Source organism: Helicobacter labetoulli (assembly GCF_003670275.1).
GTDB lineage: Bacteria > Campylobacterota > Campylobacteria > Campylobacterales > Helicobacteraceae > Helicobacter_C > Helicobacter_C labetoulli.
Genome location: NZ_QXJF01000019.1, coordinates 1 through 19,372, shown reverse-complemented (window position 1 = coordinate 19,372; position 19,372 = coordinate 1). Strand labels below are relative to the sequence as shown.

The following is a 19,372-nucleotide window of genomic DNA, read 5'->3' as shown; positions in this document are numbered from 1 at the left end:
CGCTTATAGAGGAATGGTTTTTCCCAATATTTGTTGTCTGTATTTTTGGCTTGATATTGTTGGTTATGCTTCTATCTATCGTGCTTGATTGAAGCTTGGCGTGGGGTATGTGTATTATCGGCAACCAACTATCTATTTGAAATAAAAACCCAAGTGGGCAGCGGCGGTCCCCACGCCACAACCAAAAACAACAAAAAAAAGGAGTAAAAATGATTGATGAGCTTAGAGCAATAAACAAATTGCAGGGAGACTTGGAGCGATTCCAAACAATCCAAATGGAACCGGGACTTGTATTTGACAAAGATAAAAGAGCCTTTGAAGAAAAGAACTTCATTTACGACACAAAAGGCAATAGGCATCTAGTCAAAAAAATAGATTTAGACTTTGACAAAAAAACAATGGATTTTCTCATTGAAGGTATGACAGAGTCTATTACCTATGGGCTTATGCTTTTAAGCGAACCGCCTGAAAAATATAATATCACCACAGGCTTATCTTTAGAGGGAGTAAATGCCTCAAAAGAGTTTGATACCTCAAAAGTGACAGAACACGCAGAATGTTCGCCTCTAAGCTATAAGCAATATGTGCGAAGTAGTTATGCAAATAATCGCTATTTGATTGAAAAGATATTGTGGTTGGAGGACGATTTGGTAGATTTAGGCTTGCGCCCAGTTGGCAAAGAACCTATCGTTGTAAGGTTTAGAGTTGTGTAGTTCATTTGAAAAGTATTTAGATTTTAGGTTAGAATTACACAATCCCTTTGAACAGGGAGGTTTTTTTGCCTAAGATAAAGGGGGCATTGAATTTTGAACGCAAACTCAGGCGAGTATAAAACAGGGCGTCCCCCCTTTGTCTTTTTTACACTAAATTTGGAGTTAATAAATGATAATTACTAAAGGGCAAATTCTTGATATAGAATCAAAGCTAAAAGTTTGGAGAGATGAGCGACATGTAGCTCAAAGCAAGCAAGGAGCTGGATTAAAAGGCAACTTCTTTGAGGAAGTAGCGGAGCTTTATCGTGCAAAAACAAATGTAGAAAGAGTGGATGCCTTCTGTGATATGTGCGTGTTTGTGTTAAACGCATACAATGTGAGCTCATATATTACTGAAATTCCACTTGATAATCTTGCGCTCACAAACTTTGAAGAGCAAAAAATGCACGATACCATAGAGGATATGCTTTTATCTTTTATGAATAATGCTTTTGAAAAGGTAATTCAGCTGGCATTTTCTTGTATCTATATGCTTGGTTTTAATCCTTATCTCTGCATGCTTGAAACAATCAAAGAAATTAGTTCAAGAACAGGAAAGTATGATGAATCTATTGACAAATTCATCAAAGACAAGGGCGTGTATGATATAGATGAGCTATATAATATTTTAGAGGCAGATACAAACCTTAAGCACTACGAAGTTTTAGAGCTTGAAAATATATACAAAGTATCTGTAAAATATCACAACGAAAAGGAAGCCGTGCTGGAATATGCCAAATGGTATGGTGCGAACTATTTTCTATGTAGGATATAGTATGGCAAAAATAATCAACCTAAAAAATATAGCAACACAGCTAGAATACAAGACAGAAGAGGCTAAGATTATGGCTATGGCTAGAAAAGCAATTAAAAACGGCTGTTCTTTGTATATCAGGCAAGAGGACATACAAAATAACAAGGATGCCTTTTTCTATGCAAGTAGCCATAAACTATATAGACCAAAATATACTTACAAAAACAAGACATTGGCACAATATATCAAGGACAATGATTTGCAAGTGAGTGTGGAGACTGTGCGAAAGAGAATCCGAAGAGGACTAAGCATAGAAGAAGCTTTGCATTGTAGCGGATAAGATACAGGGGGTGGGGTTTTGTATATGATGAGAATAAAACCTTCCAAAAAACGACAACCCGAGTGGGCAGCGGCGGTCCCCACCCCTGAAAGATTTTTTTTGCCTTATAGAGTGGTGCGTAACCAGCACAAGTAAAGAACAACTTGTGACAAACTTATAAACAAAATGGGAAAAGAAGTGATAAAAAACTGCCAAAAAAAACTCTGGGTAGAGTATAAAAAGGACGGCGTTCTCTTAAGGCAAAATTGTTTGGAAGCAAAACCTTTTACAATTTGGATTTACTTGCTCCCATTGGTTTAAAAAACAACAACAAAACAAAAAAAGGAGTTTCTTTATGAGTGGCATTTTATTGTTCATAAAAGATCATCTCGCATTAGTTATGTTTCATACGCTTTTGCTTATAGCGATTGTGGCTTATCCACCTTTTTCCATATTCTTGGCATTGTTTGGTTTAGCAGTTCAAACCATTGTAGAAGAGTTTAGGAAAGACAAAGACATAAATATTTACATGTTTAGAGAAAAAGAGAATAATCAAGATAGGAAAGACTAGAAAATGGAAGTAGCTTTTGTGATTGTTGCCTTTGGACTTTTGTTTTTTGTGGCTAAAGAAAAAGAAAAAGCAAGAAAATTTACAAAAGAGAGGACGGAAAAAATTCACAAAGTCGTTCAAAATGTTAAAAAAGAGGTAGAAATGCTTAGTAGCGAGAATCTCAGCCATATTAAACCTGCAGATATATTCACGCAAGTTGTTGAGAAAAAATATGATTTGCAACAGCAATTAGCCTTCATAGAGAAAGAAATAACTAATTGCAAAGATCAGACAACAGAAAAAGCAATGCTAGAGCTACATAAAGAAACCCTAGAAACAGCACTAGAAGTGCAAAACAATGCAATGTTTTATGTTAAAGAGTGTATCTCGCAAGGCATAAATAAAGCCCAACAACAAGGAGGATAAAAAAATGGGTAAAGTATTAAAGGGGTTAGAAATGATTTATTTCAAATTCCCCGAAGTAGAAATTCCTAGACTAGACAACGAAGGACACTATAATGTTTCAGCTAAAGTGCATTTGGACGAGTATGATGATCTATGCTTTTGTATGATGATTGAGGGTTGTCAAGAAAAAAGCAACCCTGATTGCTTTGTTATGGATGAAGCCATAGAAACTTCTCGTATGACAGAGGAAGAGCTGCTTTCTCTCTTTGACAGAGGCGTTCAAAGATTATCACAGCGATTAAAAGATCCTGATGAAGAAGCATTCTTTGCGGATAATTATCTTTAGGAGGCTATATGCTAAAACACAAAACAATAAGGCATAACAACACAGACATAAAGCTCTCGGCTGAGAGCTTTGTTGAAAGGATTCCGCAAAGCAATGAAAAAAGCTTCTATATTCTTGTAAAGGCTTCAGATAAGGATTTTTCTCTAGTCCAGCTAGGAGTTAGAAAGAATATGGATAAACATAGTCTTGAAAAAGTTTGTGAAATGGCTTTGTCTCAAGCAGAAGCTGATTTGAAAAGTGGGAGGCATAAAGAGTATCATTTCGCATAGATAAGCAAAAGAACGGAGGCTTGATGAAAAAATTTTTGCAATTCATTTGTTATAAGCTATCGCGAACATTCAAAGAATGCTTTTCGCAAGATAGTTTAAAAAGTTTTTTCTTTCAGTTGCCAGCGGCATTGCTTTTATTAGCATTGCTTGTCTATGTATATTATCAAAAACTACATTAAGAAAGGTAAAATATGAGCAATATTTATTTGGGTAAAGAAGTGTATTTTGATAAGAAAAAGAATCAAATATGCTATGGAGAGGCTTATATTTCGGCAAGCCAAAAGAAGCTTTATGACAAAAATGGCATAAATATCACAGAAAATGCCATCAAAGCAACAGTAATGTTTCTTTTAGAAGAGCATAATAAGCACGCCGAGTTTCTCATAAAAAACAAAGGCAAATTCAGGCTTAGGCTTGAAAGAGCTGAGTAGAGGATGTTCTTATGACAGCACAAGATTTCAACTCTTTAACTCTTAGCGAAAAAAAAGAAGCCTTGCGTTTTGGAAACACCAAGTATGGCTTCTATTGGAAAAGCGAAAGTCAGGTTTGCTTTGATGATTGGAGCCATAGAGCTGTATCTATTAGATTAAGCCCTGATTATCAACATCTCACTTGCAGTTTTGAAAAATCTGAAACAAGCGTTCAAGGCACTATAATCTTTGAAAGAGACAGCAAAAAGTCAAAATGGCATACGCCAAACACTTTCAAACAAGTGCTTTCAACCTATAAGATTAAACAATCAAAGCGCAGATAGGATAACTTTGGATGTATAGCTCAAATGGTTAGAGCAACCCGCTCATAACGGGTTGGTTGTAGGTTCAAGTCCTGCTACATCCACCATAAGTAAAAGGAGATTTATTGATGAATAAAGTATTGATGGCTATTGTTTGTGTTCTTGGTTTTAGCACGATACAGGCAAAAGAGATAGATAGTTTTGAAGAGGCTAAGAGGCTCTTACCTGAAGTGTTTAAGGGGCAAGAAACGACTTTTTACTGCGGTTGTAAATACGCAAAACTTGGCAAAAGGTTTGTGGTTGATCCATTATGTAAAACCTATACACCAAAAAAGCCATACACCAAAAATGGCAAAAAAAATGAGCGAACTCATCGTATTGAGTGGGAGCACATTGTCCCTGCAGAGAATTTCGGCAGACAATTTGCTTGTTGGAGAGATGGAGATGAGGAATGCGTAGATAGCAAAGGTAAAAAGTTTAAAGGCAGACAATGCTGTAAAAAAGTATCCCCAGAGTTTAGGTTAATGGAAGGCGACATTAGAAACCTTGTTCCAGCCATTGGTGAAATTAATGGGGATAGAAGCAATTTCAGATTCGCCCAACAAGGCAAAGATGAGAGTCTTAAGGGGCAATATGGAGAATGCGAGTTTAAAATCTCAGGAAAAAAAGCATACCCAAGAGATGAAATTAAGGGCTGGATTGCAAGAACATACTTGTATATGCACGACAAGCACAATATTAAAATGTCGGATTCCGAGCTTAAGCTCATGGAAGCTTGGGATAAGCAGTATCCGGCAAAAGAGGATGAGCTAAAATGGCTTGAAAAGGTTGAAAAAGTCAAAAAGAAATACAAAGGAGCGAAAAAATGAATTATAGACTAGCCGCAGATGGTAGGATTGAGGATACAATGGCATACAATGTAGATACGCTAAATGCAACGACAAGTGGCGAATGTATCGCTTGTGGAGAGATGATAGAATATCCATACAGGACAGGAGTAGATAAGGAATTTGAATGTCCGCATTGCCATACGCATTTGCAAACTGAAATTCTTTCAACATTCCTGACTGTTGAGGTTGGAATTAAGATTATAGACTAAACTCAATAAACAAAAAAACAGAAAAATGCCTTGAAGCTTTGGCATTCACTTGTGTAGCCATAGTTTTTGTTGTTCTGTTATGCTCTATCTTTTCTTTGTTCTTTTAGTTTGCAAAAATATTCCCTTTTAAGTAGAATTTCGCCCTATTTAAAAGGAAAGGAAAAAGGAATGAGAACATTAAAATTTAGAATAGAAGAACAAGGAGTAACCTTCATAGATAGCCAAACGCAACAAGAGCAGTTTATGTTTTTTGAAGAGTTAAGTAAGCCTGTTATTCTAGGAGGAAAACCGGGCATTATGTTGAAAGATGGGCGTATGGCACTTGTTGAATATGAAGAAGAATCGGAATATACCGCTTTAATCAAGGCAATATTTGACAATCGTGGAGAGTAGTATGGAGTTGTTATTCACCTTAAAAGTGTATCTCTATCGCTTTGTAATAGAGCATTCATTTTTGATGGCTAATTTGACCGCAGTATCTATATCTACCTGTGTCGTTTTCTTAGTGCTTCTTATTCTCGCAAAAAGAAATGGAGACATTGAAAAGGCACTGACATTGAGTGTAGCTATAAGAATCCATATTCTTTTGGCTGTTCTTTTTGTTGTTTTGATAGTATGGGCGAATATTGCGCATGATGATATGTCGCAATATTTGCAGCCGTGAAGCTATAAACATATTAGTTGTTCTATCAAGAGAGAAGCCCTTCTCTTAGAATCTCATTTGAAAGCACTCTTTAAATATTCTATAATGCGCCCATACAAAAACACAAAGGAGTTCAAAAGTGAGTAGAATTGAAGAAGTAAAAGCTAAAGTGAAAGAGAGGATACAAGATGCCAAGGGAGCTTGGAGGCGTATCCATAATGTGGGCGGTTTGGAAATGTATATTGTGGAAGATTACATTGTGCTTTTTGAAAGCAGTTCCATTCAAGAAATAACAAGCGACAATGTTGTGCGTGTTAGTTTGGGAAAAGAAGTAGAGAGATATTGTTTTGATAACGATAAAGAGAAAATGGTAGAGAAAGCGGCAAATTTGATAGTGGCTAATGATTTTTAGGAGTAAGACAGTGAATCGCCCCCCACTTATAGAAGTGAGTGTAATTCACAATACACGCATACAAATTAATAAGGGAGATGTAAAATGATTTTGATTGACATAAAACCTGTAACAACTTGGAATAAAGTATTTGAGCTTAGAGATGAGATGTTGTCTTTATCTGAAAAATATCCTAGAGGTGAAAGAACATTAGAGAGAGAAATGATAAGTGCTTGGATTTCAATGGCTACAACTAATCTCTGGGAGGATAAGAATAGCTGGACTGATAAGCATAGTATGTTTAAAGATGAGAAATCATCTGTATGGGCTAAGTATCAATTCTTTAAAGATGTATCTATGAATACAGATTATAAATTTTCTTTTAATGAGAATCGGGATAGTGGTGATGACCTTACAGAAATTGGGAAAAAGAATGTTTTGCCACGCAGAAATATTTTGTTAGAAACATTAAGCTTGGGTAATCAACTAAAAGAATATCTAAAGCTTAATAAAAAGACACCTGTAACATTTACACTTTGAGAAAGGAGTAGAAAATGGCAGATATACTGACACAACAAGAAATTAACACATTGTTAGAAATAGCAGACAATATGCCAGAAGTTGATAATTTAGCTGAAAAAATAGCCAAACTAATGCGAGAGCGTGATAGGCTTAATAGTGATATTATAGACTTGACTTTTAGATTGCAAAATTTGGGTTATTTATGGGCAAGAAGTGAGGGCGAATGCAAGACTATTGATATTATAAAGTTAAGCACACGCCGTATAGTTGCGAGTAAGTAAGGAGCAATAATGAAGTTGGCAAAATTTGATTTTAGGATTTGGGATAAAACTAAAGAAGCGTTTTTAAAGCAAGAGCCAACTTTAATTAAATTAGATAACGAAAGAGTGATTGCTGGGCGAATTTCAAGATTTTATGCAAATACTGCAGATATTGCAGATATGTTTATAGGAAATGGTAATGATTTAGAAATTGAGCTATGGAGCGGTATGAGAGATAAGAATGGCAAAAAGATATACGAGGGGGATATTGTTTTGATACAAGAGAACAAAGAAGCAGAATTTTTTCCACTTTACCTAGATGATAAACATAGAAAAAGAGATATAAAGTTTCTAATCTCACAACCTTTCATAATAAAACTTACAGAATTAGAGCCTTTTGTATTTGATGCCTATGATATTGCTACTCAAGGAATTGCCTATCCACTAGAAAAAATTAGAGATTTTGTTTTTGAAGTCGTAGGCAATATCCACGAGAATGCTGATTTGCTACCAAATTTACAAGGAGAGTAAAATGAAACTAAAAGACTTTGATTTTAGAATTGCAAAACCTAAAAATAAGCAAGGGGGCTATAACTCTTGTAGCAATGATGAGTGCGTTTGTAACACGCCTTTTTTGTATGGCGATGAAGCCAAGTATAGACTAGGCGAGTTTATAGATAATGGAAATGGCAGTATTGAGCTATGGAGTGGATTTTATGATAGTAAAGGAACAAAGATATACGAGGGGGATATAGTTAAATATGACTCAAACACAAGACCGCTAGTAGCAGTGTTTGAGAAAAACACATTCTACATTGTGGATACAAGCATAGAAAAGGATTTGCAAGTGGATTGTGGCACACGCTTACAAGGCATATATGATAATAGAAGCAATGGCTACACAAACCAAAAGCTAGAGTGCTTAGAAGTGCTAGGCAATATCCACGAGAATGCGGAGTTGTTAAAAACAGAAAAAGTGCTTATTAAAACTAAGTATAGGGATATGTATGATTCAAAAGGATTCCCTAAATATTAGAGTGTGAAAACAATGAAGTGGAGGTGCAATAATGAAGTTGGCAAAATTTGATTTTAGGATTTGGGATAAAGGCGAGGAAACTCTCACTTATGCGAGTAAGGATTGGAAGCTAGGTATAAACTTTTCTAATCCACAGCAGGATAATGGGGAAGTTGAAAGTGTGCTGCACGCATACTATGATGGCGAACCTATGTGCCCTGATGATTGCGAGATAGAGCTATGGACAGGACTTGTGGATGTAAATGGCGTTAAACTTTATGACGGAGATATTTTCATTGTGTTTGGCGATGAAAAATATAAGGCGGTGTGTAATATTATGAAATTTTACGGGAAGCCTTTGTTTGAGCGTAATGTGGAATTGCCATTAAGCATTATTAAATCTAAAGAGTGGAAGCTGGAAGTTATTGGCAACATACACGAGAACGCGGAGTTGTTAAAGGAGAGTAAATGAAGCTAAAAGAATCCACAATCAAAGACTTTGCAGAAGCATTAGGTGAAACCGATGAGCTTGGTGAGTATAGGATAGAGCATTATCAAAGAGCTATCCCAAAAGTCAGTGTGAGAAATAATCTAAAAGAGATTTTTCTCCCTATTTTTGAGCTAAAAGAAGCAGTGTTAGAAGCATTAGAAATATTTGTAAATCTCATAAAATGTGTATTGTATTTTACACTATTCCCAATCGTTGTGATAAAACGCTGCTTTTATGCAAGAAAACGCATAAGGCTTTTGTATCTCTACCTTATTAAACACCGCAAAGAGATAAAGGCTTATAAGAAATATCTACAAGAGAGCAAGGAGTAGAAATGAACGCACTAACTTATGGGGATTATTTAGGCATAGCACTTTTTACCATAGGGCTGTATTTTATGGGGCAGATAGTATATGAGATTCTAGCCGTAATTATAAGAGTGTATCTAAATCGCAAAAAAGCCCCACCGATACCCATAAACACATTTGATTTGCTAGAGACTAGCCACAGACACGAAGTTACTATGTGCGAAGTAGAAAAGGCATTGCAGGAAGACATAGAACAAGGCGTGATAACAAGCTACACCATCGGCGATGATTTTATAGTGTATAGGCAAAAAGGTGGGCGCAAAGGGCTTATAGATTTAAGTAGATATGATGTAGAGTAAGGAGCAAGATGATGATTAAAGACAAAATAAAAAAGTGGCTAGGCTTGGAGCAGATAAGCTTAGACTACAAGAACACAAGGAATGCCTACAAGCAGAATCTACAAACACAGCGAGAGCTATTAGATAAGCTTGTGAATTTTCAATCTCTAATGTGTAGAGAATACTTGGAGCTAAAAAATAGGATAGAAGCCTTAGAAAAGGAATTAAAGGATAAGCAATGTTTTGTTTAGATGAGTATATAAGTGATTTACAACTTACTTCAGCAAATATGCTGGGAGCGTATATAAATGAGAAATACAAGGATAATAAGGGAATTACAAAACTTATATCCCTTGAAATAATAAAACATTTAGATATTGCTTCGCTTGAAATTGAAAGAAAATTAAACGGCTTAAAAGGCAGCATAGAAGCCTTAGAGAAGGAAGTAAAGGATAAAAATGAAGCTAACTTGCTTTAAGCCAACAGCAATACACACTGCTTGTGCGGATATAAGAGAAGAAGAAGCGGATTATTTTGCAAGGTGTTTGTTAATGCCTGAAGGCAAGTTTAAAGAGTTGGTAGGGCAAGGTTACACAATAGATGAGCTATCTACTTTTTTCTGTGTGCCAAAAGGACAGGTGTGTAATAGGATTGATGAGTTAGGATTGGATTATGATTCTATACAAGCAAACAAGCAAAATATAGAAAATATCGCCGACTCTGCTTCAACAGCATTAGTAGGCGGTGGCTTACTTGCATTAGCAGGTTTTTTATTTTTATGAGTAAAAATAAAAAAACTCTTGTAGAAAAAGCAAATCAAGGCTTAAAGAAATAATGAGTTTGCGACAACATCTCTATGAGTTAAAGACAAAAACCGAAGGAGTTCTACTAAAAGAAGTGAAAACTTCAAATGAAATATTCTTTGCATTTGCAGATATTGATAGTTATGTTATCTTGAATGGCGAGTCTGCCATTAAACTCAACAATGGAGATTTTGTGTTTGTGAAATGTGATAGCACTCAGCTATCCGCATTAATCAAAAAAATTTCAAAAAAAAGGAACGAAAATGTCGGTTGATTTTTTAGATACTAGTCTATTTGGGCTTTATGGCGTGTTTCTGTCCATAATCTTTGGCATACTCTATTCTTTGTTAGGGAGCTATTTTATTAGTATTATGGGGACTCTAGCATTATTGCCTATGTTTATGGGCTTTTACAAAAAACCTGCTGAAGAGTATCTCCAAACGCTTCAATCAAAAATCACACCGCAACAAATGAAAGAGCTTGAAAATAAGGCTACAATAGGTTTTTTGCTGTGTGATATAACCGAATATGCGGGAAATGATTGCTTGAAGTATTTGAATTATATTGAGGGTTCTCTTCTTCTGACAGAAGATGAAGCAAACAAAAAAAGCCAAATACAAAAGAATCTAGAGAACAGAGAAAAGACGAAGGAGACACAATGAGATTGCTAGTTCTCAAAGCCTTGCTATCTATCATTGCTGTAGCTCTTGCATTTGCATTCTATTTTGTTGTTGGTTCTATACTTCCTTGATTTTAATATCAAGGAGAAGGTATGCAAAAGATAGGCACAGATCAGTATGGTGCTGATATATTGTTACTGAGTGAGAGTATTGCAGTCATCTCTTCAGGCGAAAACAAAGGACTTGTGCTCTATTATGATGATTTAGGACACCTACATAACACCCATCTTGAGTGCCTTGCTGAAAACTATTCTAATAAAGAAGAGGTTCTTTCCCAGATTGTAGATTTGAGAAATATTGTTGTTGATGGCTATTTCATAGATCTCTACAACGAAACAATAGACAATGAGCCATTTGAGACTTCAGAGGACAATTCAATCATAAGATACAAAGGTTACTCCTTCAATGTTCTCACTAATGAGCTTACAGGAGAGATTCAAGAGCTAAACTCTGATTTCACTATGGAGTGCAAAGAGCCTAGCGAAGAAACAAAGAATAGGCTTGTTGCATTGCTAAAAGCTATAGTGCGAGCCGATATAAGTGGCTTTTGCACAGAAAAGGAGCTACAAAACATTGAAGAATGTGTTGTGCAGGATTGAGTGTGTATTTTTTTATTCAATTTTCTTTTTTCATTAACTTTCTATTTGTTTTTCAAAAAAAATTAAGCTAAAATGTCCGCATATATTTCAAAACACTTTTGAAACACCGCTATACTGAAACATAAGGAGTGTCAAAATGTCTGCGACTATTGACAGAATCATAGCTACTCCTACGCATATAAGATATGCTGGTAGTAATGGTTTTTTGGTGCTTAATGCAAAAGACGAAAATGGTAAGTCTATCACATTAACAGGCAACTATGACATACAAGAAACAAGCTCTGAAAAAGCTTTTTTAAATCATAGATTTTGCTTTTTTGGTGCTCCAAAACAAACTCCTTATGGAGAGCAATTTGCATTTAATGCCTATTCTATTATCCACGAGAACAAAGAGAGTGAAATGTTTTACTTTCTTACAAGAGTTGCAAGTGGTATCAGTAAGAAAAATGCTGAAGCTCTTATGCAGGGCTTTGGGGATAACCTTGTAAATGTTATAGAAAATCACCCAAGCGCATTACTTAATATCAAAGGCATTAAGAAAAAGAAGGCTGATAATATTGTAGAAGCTTGGGCGAGTAAAAAACATTTAAGAGAATTGACAGGAATGCTCGCACCCTATGGTATAAGCAACACTTCCATTAAAAAAATCTATGATTCTTTTAAGGAAGAAAGCGTAAAAAAGGTTATGGAAAACCCATACATTCTTACACAAATCAAAGGCTTTGGCTTTAAAAAAGCCGATGAGGTAGCTTTGAAGCTTGGCTTTAACCCAGCAGGCATACCCAGCGTTTTTAAGTATTTCAAATGCTATGTAATATATAGGCAAAAACATTATCGCCGCTAGAATGCCAATCAATACAATATCTTTAACCATCTTCATCTTTACCTCCTATTCTTAGCCCAAATACTGGGATCATACTCTTTTTGTCTAAAGCCATCAAAGAAAAAATTATTCCAAAGAGGCAGAGACAACAACACCTATTACATTGCTCTCTTGTGGGGTATTTTTCAAATACATTGTAAATTCTTTCATTTTCTTGCCTTTGAGTTTGGCGATAATGTTTTGGATAGGATAGCTTTTCTTTTTAGAAACGAAGCTACCTTGCTGAATCACACCTCTGCCTAAACCATCGGCTTTAAATGATAAGTTTTCCAAAATTTGCATTTTGCCCCACAGAGGCATTGCATTAAAAAAATTCACTTGTGTCTCTAACGACAAACTTGGCTCCATAGTTATTTCCTTAGCATATTTTTTTAGCAAGAAACATTCTACAATATTTTGCTACTATGCTTCAAGTATAGACTACTCAGCTCCAAAATCCGCCGATACCGCCTTGTTGTTTTTTGTTTTTATCATTGTTGTTGGCATTATTGTTGCCATAACCTTGCCCTTGTGGCTTCTGGTTATTTCTATCATCTCGCCTAGCATTGTTATTGTTGCCATTTGAGCTTCTATTCTTGTCATTGTTGTTTCCAAAACCAAACATACTATCGCTCCTCCTTTCATAATATGTGCCTGTTAGTAGGCAGATTAGATCCTAACCAAAAAACATTAATCAAGCATTATTGTGCGTAGAGATCGTTTTTCATTTACCTTCTAGCATTACAATCATAGGTGAGACATTGAATTTTCATCTCTTTGTTTTTTTACTGAAGCAAAAAATTGCACCCCCACACCCATTCGCAATTTGAGATGGTATTCGTGTCGTTGTCAGCCTTTTTTTCTGCACGATAAGTGTTTAGACATGAGACATTCCTTTATTTTTTAGTCGTTTGTGCAAAAAAGCATGTTAGACTCTAAACAACTTGCTTACCTTTTTCTTTTGTGTTGCAATCCACAAAAGAAATCCTTTTGAGGTTGAAATCATTAGGATACTCCTTTACTCGTACTCTGCAAAAGATTTAGTTTTCTTTCGCAGAGTCTCATTCACTTTTAGCAACAATTTTTTTGATAATAATTGAAATTAGGCTTGAGAAGTTTTGTATGTATAGACACGCATATTTTCTTTGCCAAAGGCTTGAAATAGTTTGTTGGTAATGAACTTTGTCTTGTCTTCATCTAAAAACATTCTAAAAAGCCCATATTCTTGCCTTCCGCTGACTTGTTCCGAAGCACTTTGCAATAATGAGCCAGAAGCGTATTTGGAGCAGTGTATATAGAAGAAGTCGTTATATCCATCTTCAAGGAGCATATCCACGATAGAATCCTTGAGTGTATCCTTAAAATAAATATCAACCGCTAAGATTTCTATCGGCATTAGTTCTGCTCCTGCCTGATTTTAATGAGCGTTTTTCTTCTAAGCTCATTCTTTCTTTTGCAACCCATTTCAAACGCATAAGTTTCGCCCATAAAGATAACCTGATTTTTAGCTCTTGTCATCGCTGTATAAATCAGCTTTGAATTAAGCATTCCTGCGTGGTTCATTGTCATAGGTATAAATACAACCGAAAACTCAGAACCTTGCGATTTGTGAATGGAAATAGCATAAGCAAGTGTTATTTCTGAACTCATAAAATGCTTAATGCTATAAATCGCCGCAAATCCCTCGTTTGGATATTCCACTATGATTTCATCTTCTTCGTTGTCTATGCAAGTGATAACACCTATTTGCCCATTAAATACACGCTTTTCATCTTCCTCACCATTAACAATACAGGTGAGGTTTTTATTAACAAGGTGAATAACCTTATCCCCAACTGCAAAGGTATAATCTTGAGCTTCAAATGAAGGCTTTTTAGGATCTGGAGGGTTAAATATTTTTTGGGCTTCTTTGTTGAGGTTCTTTACCCCTAAAATACCTTCTTTTTGTGGCGTAATGATTTGGGTGTAAGATAATCTTTCCCACAGCTCTTCGTAATTCTTTGGGGGCTGTGTGCCAAATCTTTCTTCCACACGAAGCTTGCCCCTCTCAATACAACGCCTCATATAGTTAAGAATTTGTTCTTGGATATTGTCTCTCTCAGCCCTTTTTTCTGTGTCGCTCATACCCTTTATTCTCTGCCAATAATAAGGAATTTCCATCTTGCCAAAGAAAAAGTCTTTATATTCTTTTCCTTTGTAATCAGGGACACGACCTATTCTTACTTCACTTGCAAGTGTGGTGAGCGCACTGCTTTCATCTTGCCTAAAGATTTTTGTTAATCTAATCTTTTTAGTCAAGTTAAAATCCAGCGTATCATTAAAGATTTCGCCACAGCCGATAGGGTGAAGCTGGGCTGAATCGCCAAGCAAAATAAGATGTGTCTTATGAAAATCTATAGCCTTAAGCAAACTATGAAATATAGAAAGATCTACCATTGAAGCTTCATCTAGTAAGACCACATTTGCAGGAATAGGGTTCTCCTCGTTCCTTGCAAAGCCTTTTTTGATAATATCATATCCTAAGAGCGTATGTATGGTTGAAGACTCATAGCCAGATTGTTTTTTAACTCTAGCGGCGGCTACGCCAGATAAAGCACAACATACAATATTGTTTCTGCCATATTTCTTTTCAAACAAGCCTAATATGGCTTTAGAAACAGAAGTTTTACCTGTTCCAGCAGCCCCTGTAATAGCAATGATTTTATCTCCACTTTGTGCGGAGATAACCGCCTCTCTTTGCTCTTGGCTTAATGTGATGTTGTGTGTTTTTTCAAACTCAGCAAGGTAGTTTTCCGCTTCTTCTATGGTGCAAATACTCGCCTTTCTATCCTTCTGAAGCCTAAAAGTTTCAAGGATATACTGCTCCTTAAGAAATGTGTTTTTTAGGAAAAGGCATTCTGTATTTTCATACATTTCTACATGCAGTTTGTTCTCTGCAATCAAATCGTTTATAGTGTCATCTATAGGCAAATCCAAATATGAATATTCTTTGCACTCTAAGGCTTCTCGTGCAAAAGAATAAAGAAGATTGCGCTCAACAAATGTATCCCCAGCCCCTTGAACCTTTTCATACATACAATACAGGATTCCAGCTTTAATTCTGGCTATTGAAGCCTTAACTTTAGCGACAAATATTTCATATCCCAAGAATTACACGCGCACCTATGGCTGCCGTATAGTTAAGTGGCTCTACAAAGTCACCAACACTAGCCCCCTGAATAGTTGCAGTTATATGATTTGAATCCTCTACATACCAGCCATCAGCATACAATTCAACGCCAAAATCCACATAAGACATACGATACTTTACACCGACTTCAAGTAAAGCCCCATAGCCTTTTTTCTGCGTAAATCTTAGATCCTCATCAAAACCTATGCCTGTTGTAGAGCTTGTGTTATTTCCACGAATAAGATACCGCCCATAAAAATTCGTATAAAATACTGCATTCTCTAAAAATTTATGTTCTAGGCTTAATCCAGCCACAGCATAAATATAGCTCTGTTTTCTTTTGTAGGCACTTGCCTCATTAACATCGTTGTGTAGCTCCCTATATCCTGCACCAGCATTAAACCATACAAGCGGATTCCCATCCATAGTTAAAAGCCATTGACTGATATATTCTCCATAGTAATATTTATCATTAGAATCTGCAATAAGGCTTTGACATTGCGAAGGATCTGCCACAGAGCATTTGCCTCCTGTATATTCCATAGCCTCCCCAAAGAAATAACCCCCTCTAAGAGAATGTCTGTGCTCCTCAAAAGCATATTGTAACGCTCCTGTAAAGCCCTTCATTTGTCCTTTTATAGACATAACGCTAGGCTCACTATAAACATAGGCTTGGTAAGCAGGAGCTATACTTAGACTTAACCCCTCACCAGCCCTAAGAGAAGTTGGGCTAAAGACTAGCGTTTGCAAAAGCAAAAAACTAGCCGCAGGAACGACATTAATAGGCATAATACCACCTTTTGTAGAAATTGAACTAAAATTATGTTTGCGGAATGTTTGTTTGCGTATTGTCCTATTCCAAAACAAACTTTCAAACAATGGTTTCTGCCAAAACAAAGGTTGTTTCAAAAAAACTCGCTTGAAAATATCGCTACATTCCCATATAATACACGCATAATATAAAAAGGGAGTAGAAAATGGAAGAAGAGAATAAGAAAAGTAGGCTGAAAGAGCTTATGACACAAAGAGTAAATCTCACGCCAGAAACAAAGGCTCGTATCAAAAAATGGATTGAGCGCATTGTGATTACAACCCTTGTGATTTTTGTGCTTATGAGATTAGGCGGATAATTTAGAAAGAAAAGGAATGTAAATGGAAAAACTACAACAAAAAATCAGCCAACGCTTAGAGGAAGGATTGCTAAAGCAAGAAGGCTTCAATCCAAAAGAAGTGATTGTAGCTTCTCTCTTTGGCGGAATACTAAAATTCAGCATAATTGAAACGCTAGAAAAAAATAGCAAGACATATTTCGCAGAGGCAATACAAGGCGAAGTGATAGGCTTCACTGAAAATGGCTTGAAGCTTGACTTTGGTTCTCAAGTTTCAGAAGGTGCTATTGTTGCTAAAGATTTTGGAACTAATAAACAAGAGGCTATTCAAGAAGTTTGTAGGTGGATTCGAAATGCTCAAAACAACCAAGATTTTCTTGTTTGAAAGCACTGCCTATTGTTGTAGTGCCATCATAAGACAAAGGAATATAAAATGGCGACATTAATCACGCAAGAAATCATCAGAGAAGTGGAAGGTAAGGCGACACCCGCTAACGATTCTGCTAAAGGGGCACGCCACTTAAACTCTAGCGCCATTATCCCACAAAACACACCGAAAAAAGTGGATTCTAGTATAGAACACTTTGAAGCTAATCTCAAAGAACTTTACGAACGATTTAATAGCTTAAAATGGTTTGATGAAATAGAAGGAGCTAAAAGGAGGGATATGCTGGACAATGAAATTATCCCTGCCATTGCGAAACACTTTAAACCTATTATAGAGAAGCTTAAAACCGCAGAAAATAAAGCGCAAATGGTAAAAATCATTAAAAATAATATAGATGAGTTGAGCGACTATTTAGCTTTCCATATAGCAAAAAGAGGGGATGAATATGTAGATGGCTATGGGGAGGGGCAATATGCTTTTTTTAGCGATGAAATATTTAAACTCTTTAAGACGGCGAAAGACACACAGAAATATAAAGACATTTTTGCTGATAAAAGGTATGTGGTTTTAGGAGGCATAGAAAACTTAAAAGATAAAGCCACTGCGATACATTTATCTTTTAGAGATATAAATGGAAAAATTAAAGGCTATGAGAGAGCCCCTAGAAAACAGGATTTGCTTTTTAAAAATTTAACGCTGGGAAATGATTTTAAAAGCCCTATGCTTATTAGCACAAAAAATAAAAAGCTAAAAGAAAAAGTTATTGAAAAGTTAAAGAATAATTATTTAGATAAAAATATATATAAGGATTATTTGGAAAATCAAATAGAAAATATAGAGTGTTATAATCCTAAAAAGATTGTATTAGGAAACTATATACCACCAAAGTGGAAGCCACAAAAATTAGAGGAGTGGAAAAAAGAGCTTGGGGAATTACAACGATATGATAAGGCTAAGGCAATGGAGAGTGTAACTAATCCACAAAGCAGTGAAGGAGAGTAAAAATGACAGCAAAAAAAACAAATGACAAAGCTATAATAGGAGGCATTCTAGCCACAATAGGAAGCATTCTAATTGTGCTCGCACCCATAATTTTTCTATATGGAATAATAGCCTTTGAAATAGCGGTTAATATTTCATATAAAAACAACACAAATATAGAGCTTGTTCTATTTGTGATAGAACATCAAACCCTGTTAAGCACTTTGTTTATTGTAGCTTTGGTTTTTTGTGTCGCATTTGGTGTTGTTTATTCCCAAGCAACTAATCAGATGCCTTGGTTTTTGTTGCCTGTTATTCTAATAGCACTTAGCCTTGATGTTTTTGCTTATAAAACTCCTTACATCAAACTGCAAGAACAAGAAAATAGGATTATTCAAGATTTGATAGATCAAGGCAAAATCACAGAAGAAAGCTTGAAGGCTGGTTTTTTTGAGGAATACATTAAGCTTCCAGCAGAGCTAGCGGTTTGTTTTGACAAAGAATTTAAGGGAGAGCTTTGCGGTATATTGTTTGACAAGCTTCTTGCAGAGGAAAGAATTAAAATTGAAGCTAGAAACGAAACTAGAAAAACAGCACAAGCCACTAAAGAGAAACAAGAGAATAAACTCATGGAGAATTACAATCAGATTCTCCGGCAAATAAAATAAGCTTCTAACAAAGGAGAAATGCTCTTTGCAACTCCTTCTTTGACAGCAAAATCCCATTTGAAACAAACCCCGAATCTCCCTATAATACGCACATACAAAGATTAAAGGAGCGTAGAAATGGGTTATACAAACTATTGGACTCAAAGCAAAAAGCAAGATAGATTCAGCGATGAATTTGTTGAAATGGCAAGAGAAATCTGCAGACTTGGTTTTGACAGAGGTATTGAGCTTGCTAGTGGCGATGGTGAAACATCTTTTGGCGTGTTTGAGCTTAACGAAGAGCTCTTGAAAGACTATGTTGCAAACGATGGCATTTGGATTAATGGCTTTGGCGACGAAAGCTGTGAGACATTCTCACTTGAACCACAAGCAGAAGTAGGCGAATTTAGCTTTTGCAAAACTGCTAGAAATAGATACGATGCGGTGGTTAAGGCATTAATGTTTCTCGCATATAAAGAAGGCATTATCAGGGACATTAGCTGGGACAGCTGTGGGGACAAAAAACAAAACGAAGGTGGCTTTGCCTTATATGAGAGTGCAACAAAGGATATGAGTATGCGAGAAGAAATGTCTCGTATCTTGGGAATCTAAAAAACAAAAATATATATTTGTAATATCGTGGAGTCTTAATATATAATTGCGTTTAGAAATTTGTCAAGAGAGTTCTTATCCTCTTGGGCAAACCTACTTCTTTTTGTCAAGTATGATTCACTATAGTCAATGTCTCTTATGATTTGTTCTGCAAAAAAAATATTAGAAGAGTTGCAAAAGTGCGATTTAAAAAAAGTCTCTCTTTTGGAGCCCTTGGGCGAATAACCACATTTTACACTACAAAAGGAGCATTTGAATGAAAAAATTACTTTTCATTGCCGGAATCAGTATGGCTGTTTTAGCTAATATAGGATTAGCTGATGAGTTA

At 35.9% G+C, this 19,372-nt stretch carries 38 protein-coding genes and 1 tRNA gene; 34 read left to right on the top strand and 5 right to left on the bottom strand.

Annotated features, from left to right (window positions below; genetic code table 11):
- Positions 1-209: 209 nt before the first annotated feature.
- From EBF12_RS09720 to EBF12_RS09580, 29 genes are all read left to right on the top strand, one after another.
- Positions 210-713 carry a hypothetical protein gene (locus EBF12_RS09720; RefSeq protein WP_121727467.1) on the top strand — a complete coding sequence of 168 codons (504 nt, stop codon included), beginning with the start codon at positions 210-212 and terminating at the stop codon, positions 711-713.
- A gap of 169 nt (positions 714-882) precedes the next feature.
- Positions 883-1,527 carry a hypothetical protein gene (locus EBF12_RS09715; RefSeq protein ID WP_121727466.1) on the top strand — a complete coding sequence of 215 codons (645 nt, stop codon included), beginning with the start codon at positions 883-885 and terminating at the stop codon, positions 1,525-1,527.
- A gap of 1 nt (position 1,528) precedes the next feature.
- A complete protein-coding gene (locus EBF12_RS09710; protein ID WP_121727465.1) occupies positions 1,529-1,846 on the top strand; it encodes a hypothetical protein in 318 nt (105 codons plus the stop codon).
- A 334-nt stretch (positions 1,847-2,180) separates the two neighbouring features.
- Positions 2,181-2,396, top strand: coding sequence for a hypothetical protein (locus EBF12_RS09705; RefSeq protein ID WP_034588102.1), 216 nt, complete (start codon positions 2,181-2,183; stop codon positions 2,394-2,396).
- 3 nt (positions 2,397-2,399) lie between these two features.
- Positions 2,400-2,801 (top strand): hypothetical protein, encoded by a 402-nt coding sequence (locus EBF12_RS09700; RefSeq protein WP_121727464.1) that lies wholly within the window; start codon positions 2,400-2,402, stop codon positions 2,799-2,801.
- 4 nt (positions 2,802-2,805) lie between these two features.
- Positions 2,806-3,126 carry a hypothetical protein gene (locus tag EBF12_RS09695; RefSeq protein WP_034588108.1) on the top strand — a complete coding sequence of 107 codons (321 nt, stop codon included), beginning with the start codon at positions 2,806-2,808 and terminating at the stop codon, positions 3,124-3,126.
- A gap of 8 nt (positions 3,127-3,134) precedes the next feature.
- Positions 3,135-3,395: a hypothetical protein gene (locus EBF12_RS09690; protein ID WP_034588111.1), complete on the top strand. Its 261-nt coding sequence runs from the start codon at positions 3,135-3,137 to the stop codon at positions 3,393-3,395.
- Positions 3,396-3,586: 191 nt separating this feature from the next.
- Positions 3,587-3,826: a hypothetical protein gene (locus tag EBF12_RS09685; RefSeq protein WP_034588114.1), complete on the top strand. Its 240-nt coding sequence runs from the start codon at positions 3,587-3,589 to the stop codon at positions 3,824-3,826.
- Positions 3,827-3,837: 11 nt separating this feature from the next.
- Entirely contained in the window at positions 3,838-4,149 is a 312-nt protein-coding gene (locus tag EBF12_RS09680) for a hypothetical protein (protein ID WP_121727463.1), read from the top strand.
- A gap of 9 nt (positions 4,150-4,158) precedes the next feature.
- Positions 4,159-4,235 (top strand) — tRNA-Ile (locus EBF12_RS09675).
- 21 nt (positions 4,236-4,256) lie between these two features.
- Positions 4,257-4,997 (top strand): endonuclease, encoded by a 741-nt coding sequence (locus EBF12_RS09670; protein ID WP_121727462.1) that lies wholly within the window; start codon positions 4,257-4,259, stop codon positions 4,995-4,997.
- Positions 4,994-5,227, top strand: a complete 234-nt coding sequence (locus EBF12_RS09665; RefSeq protein ID WP_034588123.1) for a hypothetical protein — start codon at positions 4,994-4,996, stop codon at positions 5,225-5,227. The genes EBF12_RS09670 and EBF12_RS09665 overlap by 4 nt, the downstream gene beginning before the upstream one ends.
- A gap of 168 nt (positions 5,228-5,395) precedes the next feature.
- Complete coding sequence (locus EBF12_RS09660) at positions 5,396-5,620, top strand: hypothetical protein (RefSeq protein WP_034588126.1); 225 nt, start codon at positions 5,396-5,398, stop codon at positions 5,618-5,620.
- Between the two features lies 1 nt (position 5,621).
- Positions 5,622-5,891: a hypothetical protein gene (locus EBF12_RS09655; protein WP_121727461.1), complete on the top strand. Its 270-nt coding sequence runs from the start codon at positions 5,622-5,624 to the stop codon at positions 5,889-5,891.
- A 118-nt stretch (positions 5,892-6,009) separates the two neighbouring features.
- On the top strand, positions 6,010-6,282 hold the full coding sequence (locus EBF12_RS09650; protein WP_121727460.1) for a hypothetical protein: 273 nt from the start codon (positions 6,010-6,012) through the stop codon (positions 6,280-6,282).
- Positions 6,283-6,366: 84 nt separating this feature from the next.
- Complete coding sequence (locus EBF12_RS09645; RefSeq protein ID WP_121727459.1) at positions 6,367-6,801, top strand: hypothetical protein; 435 nt, start codon at positions 6,367-6,369, stop codon at positions 6,799-6,801.
- A gap of 14 nt (positions 6,802-6,815) precedes the next feature.
- Complete coding sequence (locus EBF12_RS09640) at positions 6,816-7,064, top strand: hypothetical protein (protein ID WP_121727458.1); 249 nt, start codon at positions 6,816-6,818, stop codon at positions 7,062-7,064.
- A gap of 9 nt (positions 7,065-7,073) precedes the next feature.
- Positions 7,074-7,574, top strand: coding sequence for a YopX family protein (locus EBF12_RS09635; protein WP_121727457.1), 501 nt, complete (start codon positions 7,074-7,076; stop codon positions 7,572-7,574).
- A gap of 1 nt (position 7,575) precedes the next feature.
- Positions 7,576-8,079, top strand: coding sequence for a YopX family protein (locus tag EBF12_RS09630; protein WP_121727456.1), 504 nt, complete (start codon positions 7,576-7,578; stop codon positions 8,077-8,079).
- A 31-nt stretch (positions 8,080-8,110) separates the two neighbouring features.
- Positions 8,111-8,530 carry a YopX family protein gene (locus EBF12_RS09625; RefSeq protein WP_121727455.1) on the top strand — a complete coding sequence of 140 codons (420 nt, stop codon included), beginning with the start codon at positions 8,111-8,113 and terminating at the stop codon, positions 8,528-8,530.
- On the top strand, positions 8,527-8,880 hold the full coding sequence (locus EBF12_RS09620) for a hypothetical protein (RefSeq protein WP_121727454.1): 354 nt from the start codon (positions 8,527-8,529) through the stop codon (positions 8,878-8,880). The genes EBF12_RS09625 and EBF12_RS09620 overlap by 4 nt, the downstream gene beginning before the upstream one ends.
- A 2-nt stretch (positions 8,881-8,882) precedes the next feature.
- Entirely contained in the window at positions 8,883-9,215 is a 333-nt protein-coding gene (locus EBF12_RS09615) for a hypothetical protein (RefSeq protein WP_121727453.1), read from the top strand.
- Positions 9,216-9,223: 8 nt separating this feature from the next.
- Positions 9,224-9,445 carry a hypothetical protein gene (locus EBF12_RS09610; protein WP_121727452.1) on the top strand — a complete coding sequence of 74 codons (222 nt, stop codon included), beginning with the start codon at positions 9,224-9,226 and terminating at the stop codon, positions 9,443-9,445.
- Positions 9,433-9,672: a hypothetical protein gene (locus EBF12_RS09605; RefSeq protein WP_121727451.1), complete on the top strand. Its 240-nt coding sequence runs from the start codon at positions 9,433-9,435 to the stop codon at positions 9,670-9,672. Before EBF12_RS09610 ends, EBF12_RS09605 begins: the two co-directional genes overlap by 13 nt.
- Positions 9,653-9,976, top strand: a complete 324-nt coding sequence (locus tag EBF12_RS09600; protein ID WP_121727450.1) for an ImmA/IrrE family metallo-endopeptidase — start codon at positions 9,653-9,655, stop codon at positions 9,974-9,976. The genes EBF12_RS09605 and EBF12_RS09600 overlap by 20 nt, the downstream gene beginning before the upstream one ends.
- 52 nt (positions 9,977-10,028) lie before the next feature.
- Positions 10,029-10,271: a hypothetical protein gene (locus EBF12_RS09595; RefSeq protein ID WP_121727449.1), complete on the top strand. Its 243-nt coding sequence runs from the start codon at positions 10,029-10,031 to the stop codon at positions 10,269-10,271.
- Positions 10,261-10,659, top strand: a complete 399-nt coding sequence (locus EBF12_RS09590) for a hypothetical protein (protein ID WP_121727448.1) — start codon at positions 10,261-10,263, stop codon at positions 10,657-10,659. Before EBF12_RS09595 ends, EBF12_RS09590 begins: the two co-directional genes overlap by 11 nt.
- A 110-nt stretch (positions 10,660-10,769) precedes the next feature.
- Positions 10,770-11,276, top strand: a complete 507-nt coding sequence (locus tag EBF12_RS09585; protein ID WP_121727447.1) for a hypothetical protein — start codon at positions 10,770-10,772, stop codon at positions 11,274-11,276.
- A 136-nt stretch (positions 11,277-11,412) separates the two neighbouring features.
- Positions 11,413-12,120 carry a helix-hairpin-helix domain-containing protein gene (locus EBF12_RS09580; protein ID WP_121727446.1) on the top strand — a complete coding sequence of 236 codons (708 nt, stop codon included), beginning with the start codon at positions 11,413-11,415 and terminating at the stop codon, positions 12,118-12,120.
- A 105-nt stretch (positions 12,121-12,225) separates the two neighbouring features.
- On the opposite strand, the gene EBF12_RS09575 is transcribed toward EBF12_RS09580, so the two are convergent.
- The 5 genes from EBF12_RS09575 to EBF12_RS09555 form a co-directional block, all read right to left on the bottom strand.
- Complete coding sequence (locus EBF12_RS09575) at positions 12,226-12,507, bottom strand: hypothetical protein (protein WP_121727445.1); 282 nt, start codon at positions 12,505-12,507, stop codon at positions 12,226-12,228.
- Between the two features lie 76 nt (positions 12,508-12,583).
- Positions 12,584-12,763 carry a hypothetical protein gene (locus tag EBF12_RS09570; RefSeq protein ID WP_034589525.1) on the bottom strand — a complete coding sequence of 60 codons (180 nt, stop codon included), beginning with the start codon at positions 12,761-12,763 and terminating at the stop codon, positions 12,584-12,586.
- A gap of 477 nt (positions 12,764-13,240) precedes the next feature.
- Positions 13,241-13,534 (bottom strand): DUF3240 family protein, encoded by a 294-nt coding sequence (locus tag EBF12_RS09565; RefSeq protein ID WP_244196503.1) that lies wholly within the window; start codon positions 13,532-13,534, stop codon positions 13,241-13,243.
- On the bottom strand, positions 13,534-15,285 hold the full coding sequence (locus EBF12_RS09560; protein WP_157979103.1) for an ATP-dependent DNA helicase: 1,752 nt from the start codon (positions 15,283-15,285) through the stop codon (positions 13,534-13,536). The genes EBF12_RS09565 and EBF12_RS09560 overlap by 1 nt, the downstream gene beginning before the upstream one ends.
- Complete coding sequence (locus tag EBF12_RS09555; protein ID WP_157979102.1) at positions 15,275-16,216, bottom strand: hypothetical protein; 942 nt, start codon at positions 16,214-16,216, stop codon at positions 15,275-15,277. Before EBF12_RS09555 ends, EBF12_RS09560 begins: the two co-directional genes overlap by 11 nt.
- Positions 16,217-16,284: 68 nt before the next feature.
- Between EBF12_RS09555 and EBF12_RS11170 the strand changes: the two genes are divergently transcribed.
- From EBF12_RS11170 to EBF12_RS12025, 5 genes are all read left to right on the top strand, one after another.
- Positions 16,285-16,437 carry a hypothetical protein gene (locus EBF12_RS11170; RefSeq protein WP_157979101.1) on the top strand — a complete coding sequence of 51 codons (153 nt, stop codon included), beginning with the start codon at positions 16,285-16,287 and terminating at the stop codon, positions 16,435-16,437.
- A gap of 22 nt (positions 16,438-16,459) precedes the next feature.
- A complete protein-coding gene (locus EBF12_RS09550; protein WP_121727442.1) occupies positions 16,460-16,801 on the top strand; it encodes a hypothetical protein in 342 nt (113 codons plus the stop codon).
- 84 nt (positions 16,802-16,885) lie between these two features.
- Positions 16,886-17,806, top strand: a complete 921-nt coding sequence (locus tag EBF12_RS09545; protein WP_157979100.1) for a hypothetical protein — start codon at positions 16,886-16,888, stop codon at positions 17,804-17,806.
- Positions 17,807-17,808: 2 nt separating this feature from the next.
- Positions 17,809-18,453, top strand: a complete 645-nt coding sequence (locus tag EBF12_RS09540) for a UbiA prenyltransferase family protein (protein WP_121727440.1) — start codon at positions 17,809-17,811, stop codon at positions 18,451-18,453.
- A gap of 117 nt (positions 18,454-18,570) precedes the next feature.
- The gene (locus EBF12_RS12025; protein WP_244196502.1) at positions 18,571-19,044 is read left to right on the top strand and encodes a hypothetical protein; all 474 of its coding nucleotides are present in this window, start codon (positions 18,571-18,573) and stop codon (positions 19,042-19,044) included.
- The last annotated feature ends 328 nt before the right edge of the window (positions 19,045-19,372 follow it).